Origin of the sequence: Streptomyces curacoi, assembly GCF_001513975.1 — a bacterium.
GTDB lineage: Bacteria > Actinomycetota > Actinomycetes > Streptomycetales > Streptomycetaceae > Streptomyces > Streptomyces curacoi.
The window spans coordinates 207,482-220,517 of the sequence record NZ_KQ947994.1 but is presented as its reverse complement, the minus strand read 5'-3'; the positions used below and the strand labels follow the sequence as shown (position 1 = coordinate 220,517).

Genomic DNA, 13,036 nt, shown 5'->3' with positions numbered 1-13,036 from the left:
AGGCCAGGCATCGCCATGACCGACCCCCAGCGAACCGAAGCCGACGCGCGGCCCGCCGCCGTCCTCAAGGGCCTCGGCACCTATCTGCCGCCGCGCGCGGTCAGCAACGACGAGCTGTCCGAGCGGCTCGACACCAGCGACGAGTGGATCCGCACCCGCACCGGGATCCGGCAGCGGTTCTGGGCCGACCCCGGCACCGCCACCGGTGACCTCGCCGTGGAGGCGGGCGCCCGGGCGCTGAAGTCGGCGGGCGTGGACGGCGTGGACGCGGTCGTCCTCGCCACCACCACGCCGGACCACCCCTGCCCGGGGACCGCGCCCTGGGTGGCGGCCCGGCTGGGCCTGGGCCCGGTGCCCGCGTACGACGTGGCCGCCGTGTGCGCCGGGTTCGTGTACGCCCTGGCCAGCGCGGCGGGGCTGATCCTCACCGGGGTCGCCGAGCGGGTGCTCGTGATCGGCGCCGAGACCTACTCCGGCATCCTCGACCCGGCGGACCGCAACACCGCGGTGATCTTCGGGGACGGGGCCGGCGCCGTCGTCCTGGAGGCGGGACGCGCCGACGAGCCCGGCGCGCTGCTCGGCTTCGACCTGGGCAGCGACGGCGAGCAGCACGACCTGATCGCCATCCCGGGCGGCGGCTCCCGGCAGCGGGCCGCGAGCCCGTACTTCACCATGCAGGGCAAGAAGGTCTTCGCCCAGGCGGTGACCCGTATGGGCCAGTCGTCCACCGCCCTGCTGGAGCGGCTGGGCTGGCCCAAGTCGTCCGTCGACCGGCTGGTCGGCCACCAGGCCAACGTCCGCATCCTGCACGCCGTCGCCGACCTGCTCGACATCGACCGCGAGCGGGCCGTGGTGAACCTGGACCGCGTCGGCAACACCTCCGCCGCGTCCATCCCCCTCGCCCTCGCCGACGCGGCCGGCTCCGGTGAACTCCGGCCGGGTGAGCGCGTGGTGCTCACCGCGTTCGGGGGCGGGCTGGCCTGGGGCTCGACGGCGCTGGTGTGGCCGGACGTCACCCCCAACTGACCTCACCCACCTGTGTACCAACCCTTCGAACGAAAGGCAGAGCCCATGACCGCCCTCGCCGAGAGCGCCGTCACCGAGCGCATCACCGAGATCATGGCCGAGAAGTTCTCGGTGCCCGCGAGCGACATCGACGTCACCGCCGAGTTCAGCACGATGAAGCTCGACTCCCTCGACCTCGTCGAACTCGCCGTGATCCTCTCCGACCAGTACGGAGTCGCCCTGGAGGACGAGGAGATAGTCGAGGCCGGAAACATCGAGAACACCGTCGCGCTGCTGCGGGACAAGGGCGTCCCGATCGCCTGAGCCGAGGCGACGGCCGCCGAAGGGCCCGGGACGCGGACGGCGCGCCCCGGGCCCTTCCGCATGCCGTCGCACGGCCGACCGGAACGGACGTACGCCACCGCGCACCCCGAACACGCCGACCGACGGGTCGCTCCGACATGTGTCGTCCGCCGCCGGGACCACACCGAAGACCCCCGCACCACCACCGCCCACCACACGCCTCCGGCGCGCGCCGATGACGACGAAGACCACCACCGCCCCGGCCGCACATCCGCGCCACACCACCCCCGACGAGTTCCCGGCCGCCCCCAGGCCCGGGCAGGACCACATCGAAGACCCCCGCACCACCACCGCCCACCACACGACTCCGGCGCGACGATGACGACGAGGCCACCACCACCCCGGTGACACGCCCGCGCGCCACACCAGCCCGACGAGTTCTCGGCCGCCGCCAGGTCCGGGCGGGACCACACCGAAAACCCCCGCGCCACCACCGCCCACCACACGGCTCCGGCGCGGCAGTGACGGCGAAGGCCACCACCACCCCGGTGACACGCCCGCGCGCCACACCACCCCCGACAAGTTCCCGGCGACACACCCCCGCGCCACCACCCTCGGCGAGTTCCCGGCCGCCGCTATCTGCCGGCGGCACGGGGCAGGGCCGCCGAGTTGGCGCGCGGCCCGGGCGCCACCGGACGGGAGGGTGCCGTCCGCTGTCGGGCCCGGGGCGTTCGCGTACACATGCCAGTGCCCCGGCCTCCATCTGGCCGGGGCACTGGGGGACGTGCGCGCGCTCATACCGTCGTCTTGCGGTCCAGGACGAGGTCGTGGCCCACGATGTACGACGCCTCCTCGGACGCCAGCCAGACGACCGTGTCGGCGATCTGCTCGACGCTCGCCCCGCGGCCCAGCGGGCAGGGGCTGATGGCGTTGATGCGGATGCCGCGGTCGGCGTACTCGCGGGCGGCGGTCTGGGTGAGCGCGCTGACCGCGGCCTTGGACGCGGCGTACGCGCCGAGCCCGGGCAGCATGCCCTGCGCGCCGATGTTGCTGGCCGTGTTGACGATGACGCCGCGGCCCGCCTTCTCCATGTGCGCTATCTCGTGCTTCATGGCCAGCCAGACGCCGGTGAGATTGGCGGTGAGGGTCTCGGCCCATACCTTTTCGCAGATTTCCCCGACGGGCTGGTTCGGGCCGAGTTCGGTCACATTGTTGAAGGCCACGTCCAGCGCGCCGTGCCGCCGTACGGTCTCCGCGACGATGTATTCCGCGCCGTCGTCGCCCAGGCCCGACGGGTCGGCCACGACAAGGTCGGCCTTTCCGCCCCGACGGGCGATCAGTTCACAGGTGCTGTCCAGGGTTTCCAGGTGTCGTCCGGCCACCACCACGGTGGCGCCCTCACCGGCGAAGGCGACGGACGCGGCCCGCCCGATCCCCTCTCCGCCTCCCGTGACGAGGACGATCTGGCCGGCGAATCGTGCCGACATCGACGTTCACCTCTCTATTGCTCTCGACTTTTTTTCGCTCCGTCGCCTTTCGCACCCGAGCCTGCCGTCGAAGTCCCGCACCGGCAACGAAACGCGATGTTTCCTGTCAGGTCACCCTGTGCATGTGACGAAGTTCTACCGGCCCGATTGCCACTCGTCGTAAAGCTCTTCGACACTCCCTTTCGGCAGGTACCGCGCAGACCGAAGGGAATTCCATTGCTGACGATTTCATGGACCCGGGTCATCGACGGGGTGGACGAGGAGGCGCGCCGGGCCCCGACCCGGGACGGGCTGTGGCAGGCCATGCTGCACAAGGCGGAGAACCCCGTCCTGTACGTGCCCGCCATCACGTCCTCCCGGATCGTGGAGCGGTACCCCGACGGCTTCCTGCGCGAGTCGCACCGCGGCGAGCGCTTCCTCGTCCAGCGGGTCACCCCCGACGAGGCGGCCGGCGTCATCACGTTCCGCAACCAGGACGAGACGGACCTCTCGCTGATCCGCAACGAGATCGGCACCGACGACGAGGGCCGGCTCACCCTCACCCTGAGCATCACGCTGGACGAGGGCCCGACGGAGACCGCCCTGTCGCAGAGCGAGTATCTGCGCGACCTGGACTGCGACTTCTGCGGCACGCTCAAGGCCATGACCGCGGTCCTGCGCCGTACGGCACTGCACGGCCGCCCCGTCGCCCACCACTGACAACCGCCCGGCAGGCCCACGACGGTGGGGGCCTGCCGGGCGGTCGGCGTGGGGGTCACGGCGCCGGGGACTCCAGGGGCTCCAGGGCCAGTCCGTGCCCGGCCAGGCCAGGCAGCGTGTGCAGGCCCTCGACGGTCGCCTCGACGTCGAAGAGCGTCCGCTGCACCGGCGGCCCCCCGATCAGCTCGGCGGCTCGCGCGGGCAGCGGTGCGGCGGCGGCCTCGGCCGACTCCCACAGCAGCACCGCGCCCCACCGCTCGGTGGCGGGATCCGAGATCCAGAACTTCAGCCGGAGCCCCTCGACCTGGGCGAACCGGTCGACGGCCTCCTCGCGCAGGAACTCCCGCAGCGACTCGATCGTCCGGCCCGTCCCGGCCAGATCCCACCAGACCACGGCCGCCTTGAGCCCCGTACCCGCGACCGGAACCGCGCTCATACGGCCTGCTCCAGCCGGCCCTGCCGCCCGAGGAGACCGGACCGCTCCTCGACCAGCCCGCCCAGCGCCTCGCCGAGGATGCGCACCCCGTCCTCGGTGAGCACCGACTCCGCGTGGAACTGCATGGAGCGGAATCCGGGCCCGCGCAGGGCGTGCACCTCCCGGGTGACCGGGTCGCGGCTGACCTCGACGGTGCCGATGCCGGCGACGTCGAACCGGGCCTCGGCGCTGCGGGCCGCGAACGTGTTGTAGAAGCCGACCCGCTCCCGGCGCCCGAACAGGTCGATCTCCCGCTGCACGCCCTGGTTCGGCTGGTCGCGGCGCACCAGCGGCAGCCCGAGCCGCAGGCTGAGCACCTGGTGGCTCAGGCACACCGCCGCGAACGGCCGCCGCTCGGCCAGCAAGGTGTCGATCGCTGTCCGCAGGTGTGCGATCTTCGGGTGGTCGGTCTCCCGCGGATCGCCCGGACCCGGTCCCATCACGACCAGGTCGTGCGCGTCGAAGGCGTACGGCTGGTCGAACCGACGCACCGTCACCTCCGCGCCCAGCGCCCGCAGCTGATGCCCGATCATCGCCGTGAACGTGTCCTCGGCGTCGACCACGAGCACCCGCCGCCCGTCGAGCAGCCCCGCACCGCGCTGCCGTTCGGCGTCCGGCGCCAGCCAGAAGCCGGCGAGACCGGAGTTGCGCCCGTCCAGCGCCGCCCGCACCGAGGGATGGGAGCCGAACCTACGGGGTCCCGTCTCGCCGAGCACGGCCAGCAGACCGGCCGCCTTGGCGCGGGTCTCGGCGACCTCGGACAGCGGGTCGGAGTGGCGTACCAGGGTCGCCCCGACGCCGATGCGCATCCGGCCGCCGGCGTCGATGTCGGCGGTGCGGATGAGGATCGCCGAGTCGAGGGTGCGCCCGCCCTGTTCGTCGTGGCCGATGAGCGCCAGGACGCCGCTGTAGTAGCCGCGGCCCTCGGGCTCGTACCGCTCAATCACCTTGCAGGCGCTCTCCAGCGGGGAGCCGGTGACGGTCGGCGCGAACAGGGTCTCGTGCAGCACCTCGCGCGGGTCGCGGGTGGTGTGGCCCTCGATGAAGTACTCGGTGTGCGCGAGCCGCGCCATCTCCTTCAGGTACGGGCCGACGACGCTGCCGCCGTTCTCACAGACCCGCGCCATCATCTTCAGTTCCTCGTCGACGACCATGTACAGCTCGTCGGCCTCCTTGCGGTCGGCGAGGAAGTCCATGACGCCGGGCAGCGTCGGCCCCGAGTCGGGGTAGCGGTAGGTGCCGCTGATGGGGTTCATCACGGCCCGGCCGCCGGCCACGCTCACATGCCGCTCGGGCGAGGCCCCGACGAGCGTGCGCTCCCCGGTGTGCACGATGAACGTCCAGTACGCGCCCGACTCGCGCTCCAGCAGCCGCCGGAACAGGCGCAGCGCGGCACCGACCGAGTACTCGCCGATGTCGGCGACGAACGTCCGCTTCACGACGAAGTTGGCGCCCTCGCCGGTGCCGATCTCGTCCTTGATGATCCGCCGCACGATCTCGGCGTAGGCGTCGTCGTCGACGTCGAAGGCACCGCCCGCGGCGAGCCGCACGGGCGCGTCGGGTATGCGGCGCCGCACCTCGTCGACGTCCACCACTTCCTGGGCCTCGACGGTCATCGCGAGCAGCGGCGTCCCGTCGTCGCGGGCCGCGTAGCCGCGCTCGGCGATCTGCCGGTACGGGACGAGCGCCAGCACCTCCTGGTGCGGCCCGTCACCGGCCGGAGCGGTGTCGTCGAGGGGGATGTCGGCCAGCGCGCCGATCTCGCCGACCGCGCCGAGCAGGACGTCGAGGCGGTCCGGGCCGGTGGTGTCGGGGCGGTGCAGCAGGGCGAACGGGCCGGGCTCGGGGGCGAGGACGAGGGCGAGCAGGTCGTCCGCCATCACAGCTCACCTCCCGAGTACGCCAGTTCCCGCCCGGCGGGCAGGGGCAGCGCGGCCAGCAAGTCGTCCGTGACGGTCAGGGAGGCGCAGCGCGCGGCGGCGTACTCCAGGGTCATCCGGTGGTGGCGGCGGCCGAAGTCGGCGATCGCGTCGGCCACCACGAAGGGCTGGATGTCGTGGCTGAACGCGTCCAGGGCGGTCATCAGGACGCCGACGTGTGCGTACACCCCGCAGATGATCAGCTGGTCGCGGCCGCTGGCGCGCATCCGCTGGAGCAGCTCGGTGTTGTGGAAGGCGCTGTAGCGCCACTTGGTGAACACCCAGTCGCCCGCCACGGGCGCCACCGGCTCGACGACCTGGCGGTCCTCGGGGCTGGTCGTCATGCCGGGGCCCCAGATGTCCTTGAGCAGCCCGCGCTGGCCCTCGGTCATCCCGCCGGGCTGTGCGGTGTAGGCGACGGGCACGCCGAGGGCGGCGAGGCGCTCGCGCAGCCGGGCGGCGTTGCGCACCAGCGACTCGACGGGCTCCTGGCCGGCCGGGAACGGGGCGAGGAAGTACTTCTGCAGATCGTGCACGAGCAGCACGGCACGCTCGGGATCGACCGTCCAGCTCACCGTGTTGGCGGGCAGGTCGGCGGCGGTGGGCAGCGGATAGGGGCGGATGGGCGGTATGCCTGGCACAGGTGTGCTCCTTACTGGGACTGGGGGTTTCGGGCGTACGGGCCGCGGGGCGGACCGCAGGGCTCAGACACCGAGGGCCGCACCCCCGTCCACCGTCAGGTCGTGCATGGTGATGTGGGACGCCTTGTCGGACAGCAGGAACGCCACCGCGTTGGCGACGTCCGTGGGCCGGGCGAGCTTGCCCAGCGGAATGCCCACCCGGTACGCCTCCGGGACGCCCTCGATGGAGGCCCGCGCGCTGCCCTGGTCGGTCCACATGGCCGTGAGCATCGGGGTGTCGGTGGAGCCGGGGGCGACGATGTTGGCGCGGATGCCGAACTTCGCCACCTCCAGGCCCAGGCACTTGGTGAACATCGTCGCGGCGGCCTTGGACGCGGCGTACGCCGACATCTCGGTGCGTGCCGTGCCCGCCGAGTTGGAGGCGATGGTGACGATCGCGCCCCGGCGCCGGGCGACCATACGGTTCACCACGGCGCGGGAGACGAAGAAGACGCCGGTGGTGTTGACGGCGAAGGTGACGCTCCACTCCTCGTCGGTCAGGGCGCGTGCCTCGGCGAGCCGGAGCACGCCGGCGGCGTTTACCAGGAAGTCGATCGGCCCCAGCCGCTCCTCGACGTCGCCCACCAGCTCCTCGACCAGCGCGCTGGACGTCACGTCCCCGACGAACGCCTCGACGTCCTCGTCCCGCTCGGCGGCCTCCTTGACGAGGACGTCCAGCAGGTCGCCGTCCCGGTCGACGGCGGCCACCGTGATCCCCTGGCCCGCGAGCGTCTCCACCACCGCCGCTCCTATGCCACCGGCCGCGCCGGTGACCAGGGCTATTTTCTTCTGCATGACGGTTGGCTCCTTATTCGGCCGCTGTCACGGCCGGTCGTTCAGGCACGCCAGGCGGAAACGACGTCGACCGCCTGTCGTGGATTCAGCCGGGGATCGCAGTAACTGGTGTACTTCTCCCCGATCTCACCGACCCCGGAGGCGTCGTTCACGCATTCGTGGACCTCGTCCGGGGTGGTCTCCAAATGCAGCCCAGCGGCCACACCGCCGTTCTCCAGAACCGCCGTCTGGAATTCCTCGACCTCGCGTACGACAGTTTCGACGTACCGCGTCTTGAATCCCTGCGGAGTGGACACGGTGTTGCCGTGCATCGGGTCGCACAGCCAGAGCACCGGATGCCGCGCCTCGCGGACCGCGCGCACCAGGGCGGGCAGCCGCTCGGCCGCCTTGCCGGCGCCCATGCGGGAGATGAGCGTGAGCCTCCCCGCCTCCCGCTCCGGGTCCAGCTGCCCGCACAGCGCGAGGAGTTCCTCGGGCGTCATGGTGGGCCCGACCTTGACCGCGACCGGGTTGGCGAGCGCGGCGAAGAAGGCCACGTGCGCCCCGTCGAGGCGCCGGGTGCGCTCGCCGATCCACGGCCAGTGCGTCGAGGTCAGCAGCAGCGAGCCGTCCGGTTCGGGGCGCAGCATGGCCGCCTCGTAGTCGAGCAGCAGCGCCTCGTGGCTGGTCCACACGGGGGCCTCGACGGGCGGCGGGCCGGCGTCACCGAACCAGCCGAGCAGTTCCACCACGTCGGCGGCGGCCCGGTAGCCGGTGACCAGCCGCTTGGGGTCGGGGCGGCGCAACTCCGGGTCGGGCTCGGGCGAGTTGACCATGTGCCCCCGGTACACCGGCAGTTCCACACCGTCGACGACCTCGGTGGGGCTGGAGCGGGGCTTGCCGAACTGTCCGGCGAGCCGACCCACCCGGATGACGGGTTTGTGCGAGCGGGCCTTCATCACCCCCGCGAGGACGTCGAGGAGCGCCGTCTTGCGCGCCACGTGACCGGCCGTCGCCTCGGCCGGGTCCTCGGCGCAGTCACCCGTCTGTATCACCTGCAGTTCGCCCGCCGCGGCGCGGCCGAGCAGTGTGCGCAGCGAACGCACGTCGGCCCCGCGCACCAGGGCCGGGGATTCCCTCAATTCCTCGTGGACCTGCCGCAGAACCTGCTTGTCCGGCCAGGCCGGCTGTTGGTCGGCAGGCCGCGATTTCCATTGCGCGACTTTATGCACGTGGCACCTCCAGTGCTCTCGTGGTCGCCCGGGCATGGCTGCGCCGTCGAGTCTGCGAAAGCGTGAACACCGCGCTCCATCGACATATCCGAACTTCGTCAGGTGGCGCTTTTTCAGTCAGGTTTTCCCGGGAATTACGCCAGCACGTGACGAAGTACCGGAAACGGAAAGGCGGGAGGGAATAGGTGGGCCGCTGGATGACAGAGCCGGGCGGTCGACCGGTTCGGTACAAGGGGCAACTTGACAGATTCGAATCATGGGATATGCACAGAGTCGCCTGGTCGCCCTAGGCTTGACTCTTATGATCAGCCGGTCAGCCAGTGCCATGCTTCAGCAGCTGGCAGCCGAGGGAGTCGCCCCATGGCTGTCGGCGGACACCACCGCGGACTTCGACGTCGATGTCCTCAGCCATCTGGGCCGTCGTGAGCTCGTCGCGGGCGCCGTGCTCACCGGGGGGCCGCCCGCCGCTCTGCACCGGGTCTGCGACGCCCTGCTCCCGGTGTTCCTGGCGAGCGAGGGGCGGGCCGGACATGTGTCGCTGGCCCTCACCCACGGGCGTGGGACGAGCGCCGAGGACCTGCTGGAGGAGGCCCGCGCCCTGCACGAGCGGGTGGGCCGCGCCAACTTCCTGGTGCGGCTGCCGGTGGACGCGGGCGGCCTCATGGCGCTGCGCGACTGTCTCGCCCAGGGCATCGGGGTGCAGGCCGGCCCGGTGTACTCGGAGCAGCGCTACGGCCAGCTCCTCGACGCCTTCTTCGCCGGCATGGAACGGGCGCTCGCGTCCGGGCTGCCGCTGCACGAGATCACCCTGGTCGCCGGGGTCCCGGTCGGCACGCTGGACGACGCGGTCAACGCGCGGCTGGACGCGGTGCCCGGCCCACGGGCCGCCGCCGCCCGCGACACCGCGGCCGTCGCGCTGGCCCGCACTCTCTACGGGCTGCGCGAGGACCGGCTCAGCAGCGACTGGTGGCGGGTCATCAGGACCGGCGGGGCCCAGCTCCCGCTGCTGCTGTGGGCCGACCCGACCCCGCCGCAGGTGGCCGCCCTGGTGGGCGCCAACACCGCGCACATCCTGACCGTGGAGCGGCTGGAAAAGGCCGCGGCGGAGGCGGAGTTGGCGGGCGAGGCGCTGATGGGCGCGGCCTCCGCGGGCAGACGGGCGCTGAAGGAACTGGCCGAGCTGGGCGTCGACATGGAGGCCGTGGCCTGTGAGCTGGAGCGGTCGGGGCAAGGGGACGGGTAGAGGCGGCTGTCCGGCCGCGTGGGGCGGTGCGCCGACAGACGTACGGCGGTGCCCCGCCACCGGGACACCGCCGTACGGACTCTCAGAGCTTGACGCCGTCCTGCTGCCGCTCCGGGAACGCGGCCCCCGTCAGCTGCAGCAGCGGCGCGGCCTTCACCGCCGTCTCCTCGAACTCGGCGGCCGGGTCGGACAAGGCGATGACGGCGCCGCCGATGCCGTAGCGCACCCGGTCCTCGGTGACCAGCGCCGTGCGGATGACGATGCTGAAGTCCGCGGCACCGGTCAGCGAGAGGTAGCCGATGGCGCCCGAGTAGACGCCGCGTGCCCCGCCCTCCAGACGGTCGATGATCTTCATGGTGCGCACCTTGGGCGCTCCCGTCATCGAACCCCCGGGAAAGGCCGCGCGGACACAGTCCACCGCGCCGAGGCCGGGCCGCAGCCGCGCCCGCACGGTGCTCACCAGCTGGTGGACCGTCGCGTAGGTCTCCACTCGGAAGATGTCGTCGGCCTCGACCGACCCGGGCACGGCGCACCGCCCCAGGTCGTTGCGGACCAGGTCGACGATCATCAGGTTCTCGGCGCGGTCCTTCTCCTCGCTGCGCAGCCCGGCGACCAGGGCCGCGTCCTCGGCCGGGCTCGCGCCCCGCGGCCGGGTGCCCTTGATCGGCTCGGACTCGATCACCCCGTCCGCGCCGACCCGCAGGAACCGCTCCGGCGAGGTGCTCAGTACGTGCAGCCCGCCGAACTGCAGCAGGGCGGCGAAGGGTGCGGGGTGCTCGCGGCGCAGCCGCAGATAGCTCTGCCAGGGGTCGTAACGGCCGCGTACTTCGGCCATGTTGGTCAGGCAGACCTCGTACGTCTCCCCCGCGGCGATCTCCTCCTGGCAGGCCTCGACCAGCGCCAGGTACGCCGCCCGGTCGTGCCGCAGTGTGACCGTGCCCTCCGCCCCTGCGGGCGGGGCGGCACTCCGGGGCCCGGCGCCGGAGGCCGGCTCGGGGCGGCACCCCGCCGCCTCCCGCTCCAGCCGCCCGCGCGCCCGTCCGAGCCACGCGTGCGCCGCCTCGGTGCTGAACGCGGCGCCGTCCTCGGCCAGCGCCAGCAGATAGGTGGTCCCGGTGGCGTGGTCGAGGACCAGGCCCCGGCCCGCGAACACCATCGTGGCGTCCGGGTCCGGCGAGCGGTGCACGGCGTCGCCGCCGCACTCGGCCTTGAGTTCGTAGCCGAGGTAGCCGACCCAGCCGAGCGCGAAGTCGAAGGGCAGCGGCGGCACTTCGGTGCGCATGCCGCGCAGGTCCCGGTCGAGCCAGTCGAGGAAGGGGCCCGCGGACATCTCGGTGCCGGTCGCCGACCGCACGCTCACGGTCGCGCTGGAGACGTCGGCCGTGGCCACCCGGCCCAGCGGCCCGGAGGCGTCCCCCATCACGGAGAACCGTCCGCGCCGTTCGTCGGGCCTGCTGCTGTCCAGCCAGAAGGCGTGGTCGCCGCCCTTGAACAGCACGGCGTACGCGGCCTCGTCCGTCCAGCGCGTCGGCATCCGCTCGACCAGCACCCGCAGCCGCCGGGCCGGCCGGTCCGGGGCGGGCCGCACCGGCGGCGCGGTCTGGGACCGGCGCCGGCGCAGCGGGTGCCGCTTGCGGTAGGGGCGGCTCAACTCGGCGAAGTTGCGCAGGAGTTGCGTGCCGTCCCGGGTGCAGATGGACTCCGGGTGGAACTGGATCCCCCACATCGGGCGCAGCCGGTGCCGCAGCCCCATCAGTACGCCGTCCGGCGTCCAGGCGGTGGCCTCCAGCTCCGGGGGCAGCGCGCTCACCGCGAGCGAGTGGTAGCGGACCACCTCCATCGGGGAGGGCACCCGGCAGAACAGGCCCGTGCCGGAGTGCAGCACGGGCGAGGTCCGTCCGTGCCGCGGCTCGGGCGCCCGGTGCACCTCGGCGCCGTGCAGCAGCCCGATCGCCTGGTGCCCGAGGCACACGCCGAGCAGCGGCAGCCGGCCCTGCGCCACGACCTCGCGGGAGATGCCCAGGTCACTGGCGCGGTGCGGGGTGCCGGGCCCGGGCGATACCACCACGTTGTCGAAGTCGTCGAGCAGTTCCGCCCGCCATGCCGGGTCGTCGTTCCTGACGACCTCCGGCTCCCGGCCGTTCACCTCGGTCAGCTGGTGGAAGAGGTTGTACGTGAACGAGTCGTAGTTGTCGATGAGAAGCGTGCGCACGTCGGTCCTCGGGTTCCTCGTCGGCAGCCGTGTCGATGCGTGTCAGGCGGTCCGCGGCACGATCTCGAACAGCAGGTGCTCGACCATGTCGTCGCCGTACTCGCACTCGCGGACCCGGTGGGCGTCCACCAGACGCAGCTCGCGTCCGCACTCGTCCGCGATCCGGTACAGCGCCGGCACGTCGCCGCGGTCGCTGAAATGCAGCAGGGCGGAGCCGGTCGGGGTGACCCGCAGCGGGGCTTCGGTCAGGTACCGGCGGTGCGTGCGGTAGCCGGGGTCGACGTAGGCCTGCTCGTGCGGGGAGCGGTAGCTGTAGTCGGCGGGGGCGAGTACGTAGTTGGAGCTCCAGAAGACGACGTCGAACCGCTCGCCGGGCTCCAGGCCCGCGAACAGGTCGCTGTGCACGGCGCGCAACCGGTCTCCGAGGCCGTGCCGTTCGGCGTTGGCCGCCGCGTTCGCCACCGCCATCCGGTTGATGTCCGAGGCCACCACGCGGTCGTAGCCGGCGAACACGGCCATCGCGGCCACCAGGCCGGTGCCGCAGCCCATTTCGAGGAACGAGCCGCCGTCGTGGGTACCGGGCCGGGCGAGGTCCAGGAAGTCGACCGCGACTTGGGTCGACGGCGAGTAGACCGGCGCGAACACCTCCGGGAACAGGTCCCATTCGTGGCCGAACATCGTGAAGACGCGGGGCCGGTCCTTGCGCATGAGCGACTCACGGCTGCGCCCCAGCGACCGCTCGTAGCTGCTGAGCCGGCCGGCTTCCGGTGCGGCCGCGCCCCGCGGCCTGGGCGCGACAACCGGTTCCAGCTGTGCCTGCGACATCTCTCTCCCCCATCTCGTCGGCTGCTGCCGCCTCACGCGGCCCGCGGTGCCACGGCCGTGGCACTGAGCGTCAGCCTTGCTGGTGGAGCGTGTTCATCAGAAGGTGCTCAGGCGACACCATCGGTGACGGGGGGTGGTGGCCGGCCCACCGCCCGTGGTGTTCACCTGCACCTTGGGCTCGG

General features: G+C 72.4%; 13 protein-coding genes. 5 read left to right on the top strand and 8 right to left on the bottom strand.

What is annotated here, in order from left to right; all coding sequences use genetic code 11:
- Positions 1-15 precede the first annotated feature (15 nt).
- The 3 genes from AQI70_RS32435 to AQI70_RS39295 all read left to right on the top strand — a co-directional run bounded on the left by AQI70_RS32435 (position 16) and on the right by AQI70_RS39295 (position 1,690).
- Positions 16-1,026 carry a beta-ketoacyl-ACP synthase III gene (locus AQI70_RS32435; protein WP_062156019.1) on the top strand — a complete coding sequence of 337 codons (1,011 nt, stop codon included), beginning with the start codon at positions 16-18 and terminating at the stop codon, positions 1,024-1,026.
- Positions 1,027-1,071: 45 nt separating this feature from the next.
- Positions 1,072-1,329, top strand: a complete 258-nt coding sequence (locus tag AQI70_RS32430) for an acyl carrier protein (RefSeq protein ID WP_062156018.1) — start codon at positions 1,072-1,074, stop codon at positions 1,327-1,329.
- A 214-nt stretch (positions 1,330-1,543) separates the two neighbouring features.
- Positions 1,544-1,690: a hypothetical protein gene (locus tag AQI70_RS39295; protein WP_159042715.1), complete on the top strand. Its 147-nt coding sequence runs from the start codon at positions 1,544-1,546 to the stop codon at positions 1,688-1,690.
- A 412-nt stretch (positions 1,691-2,102) separates the two neighbouring features.
- Here AQI70_RS39295 and AQI70_RS32425 read toward each other — a convergent pair whose 3' ends face one another.
- Positions 2,103-2,795, bottom strand: a complete 693-nt coding sequence (locus AQI70_RS32425) for an SDR family NAD(P)-dependent oxidoreductase (protein ID WP_004001150.1) — start codon at positions 2,793-2,795, stop codon at positions 2,103-2,105.
- Positions 2,796-3,011: 216 nt separating this feature from the next.
- On the opposite strand from AQI70_RS32425, the gene AQI70_RS32420 reads away from it, so the two are divergent.
- A complete protein-coding gene (locus AQI70_RS32420) occupies positions 3,012-3,494 on the top strand; it encodes an AtaL-like protein (protein ID WP_062156017.1) in 483 nt (160 codons plus the stop codon).
- 55 nt (positions 3,495-3,549) lie between these two features.
- On the opposite strand, the gene AQI70_RS32415 is transcribed toward AQI70_RS32420, so the two are convergent.
- From AQI70_RS32415 to AQI70_RS32395, 5 genes are all read right to left on the bottom strand, one after another.
- Positions 3,550-3,930, bottom strand: coding sequence for a hypothetical protein (locus AQI70_RS32415; RefSeq protein WP_062156016.1), 381 nt, complete (start codon positions 3,928-3,930; stop codon positions 3,550-3,552).
- Positions 3,927-5,849 (bottom strand): anthranilate synthase family protein, encoded by a 1,923-nt coding sequence (locus AQI70_RS32410; RefSeq protein WP_062156015.1) that lies wholly within the window; start codon positions 5,847-5,849, stop codon positions 3,927-3,929. The genes AQI70_RS32415 and AQI70_RS32410 overlap by 4 nt, the downstream gene beginning before the upstream one ends.
- Positions 5,849-6,529, bottom strand: a complete 681-nt coding sequence (locus tag AQI70_RS32405; protein WP_062156014.1) for an isochorismatase family protein — start codon at positions 6,527-6,529, stop codon at positions 5,849-5,851. The genes AQI70_RS32410 and AQI70_RS32405 overlap by 1 nt, the downstream gene beginning before the upstream one ends.
- A 63-nt stretch (positions 6,530-6,592) precedes the next feature.
- The gene (locus tag AQI70_RS32400) at positions 6,593-7,363 is read right to left on the bottom strand and encodes a 2,3-dihydro-2,3-dihydroxybenzoate dehydrogenase (protein WP_004001145.1); all 771 of its coding nucleotides are present in this window, start codon (positions 7,361-7,363) and stop codon (positions 6,593-6,595) included.
- 41 nt (positions 7,364-7,404) lie between these two features.
- Positions 7,405-8,610 (bottom strand): 3-deoxy-7-phosphoheptulonate synthase, encoded by a 1,206-nt coding sequence (locus AQI70_RS32395; protein WP_079051562.1) that lies wholly within the window; start codon positions 8,608-8,610, stop codon positions 7,405-7,407.
- A 265-nt stretch (positions 8,611-8,875) separates the two neighbouring features.
- On the opposite strand from AQI70_RS32395, the gene AQI70_RS32390 reads away from it, so the two are divergent.
- Complete coding sequence (locus AQI70_RS32390; protein WP_159042714.1) at positions 8,876-9,817, top strand: transaldolase family protein; 942 nt, start codon at positions 8,876-8,878, stop codon at positions 9,815-9,817.
- Positions 9,818-9,899: 82 nt separating this feature from the next.
- Here AQI70_RS32390 and pabB read toward each other — a convergent pair whose 3' ends face one another.
- Together pabB and AQI70_RS32380 are read right to left on the bottom strand one after the other, a co-directional pair.
- On the bottom strand, positions 9,900-12,029 hold the full coding sequence (pabB, locus tag AQI70_RS32385) for an aminodeoxychorismate synthase component I (RefSeq protein ID WP_062156011.1): 2,130 nt from the start codon (positions 12,027-12,029) through the stop codon (positions 9,900-9,902).
- A 42-nt stretch (positions 12,030-12,071) separates the two neighbouring features.
- Positions 12,072-12,854 (bottom strand): methyltransferase domain-containing protein, encoded by a 783-nt coding sequence (locus tag AQI70_RS32380; RefSeq protein WP_062156010.1) that lies wholly within the window; start codon positions 12,852-12,854, stop codon positions 12,072-12,074.
- Positions 12,855-13,036 lie beyond the last annotated feature (182 nt).

What these genes read in the sequence shown, in the direction of transcription:
- AQI70_RS32380 (WP_062156010.1), bottom strand. Translation starts at nt 12,854, where the DNA reads ATGTCGCAGGCACAGCTGGAACCGGTTGTCGCGCCCAGGCCGCGGGGC.
- AQI70_RS32390 (WP_159042714.1), top strand. Translation starts at nt 8,876, where the DNA reads ATGATCAGCCGGTCAGCCAGTGCCATGCTTCAGCAGCTGGCAGCCGAG.
- AQI70_RS32430 (WP_062156018.1), top strand. Translation starts at nt 1,072, where the DNA reads ATGACCGCCCTCGCCGAGAGCGCCGTCACCGAGCGCATCACCGAGATC.
- AQI70_RS32400 (WP_004001145.1), bottom strand. Translation starts at nt 7,363, where the DNA reads ATGCAGAAGAAAATAGCCCTGGTCACCGGCGCGGCCGGTGGCATAGGA.
- AQI70_RS39295 (WP_159042715.1), top strand. Translation starts at nt 1,544, where the DNA reads ATGACGACGAAGACCACCACCGCCCCGGCCGCACATCCGCGCCACACC.
- AQI70_RS32410 (WP_062156015.1), bottom strand. Translation starts at nt 5,849, where the DNA reads ATGGCGGACGACCTGCTCGCCCTCGTCCTCGCCCCCGAGCCCGGCCCG.
- AQI70_RS32395 (WP_079051562.1), bottom strand. Translation starts at nt 8,610, where the DNA reads ATGCCCGGGCGACCACGAGAGCACTGGAGGTGCCACGTGCATAAAGTC.
- AQI70_RS32435 (WP_062156019.1), top strand. Translation starts at nt 16, where the DNA reads ATGACCGACCCCCAGCGAACCGAAGCCGACGCGCGGCCCGCCGCCGTC.
- AQI70_RS32415 (WP_062156016.1), bottom strand. Translation starts at nt 3,930, where the DNA reads ATGAGCGCGGTTCCGGTCGCGGGTACGGGGCTCAAGGCGGCCGTGGTC.
- AQI70_RS32425 (WP_004001150.1), bottom strand. Translation starts at nt 2,795, where the DNA reads ATGTCGGCACGATTCGCCGGCCAGATCGTCCTCGTCACGGGAGGCGGA.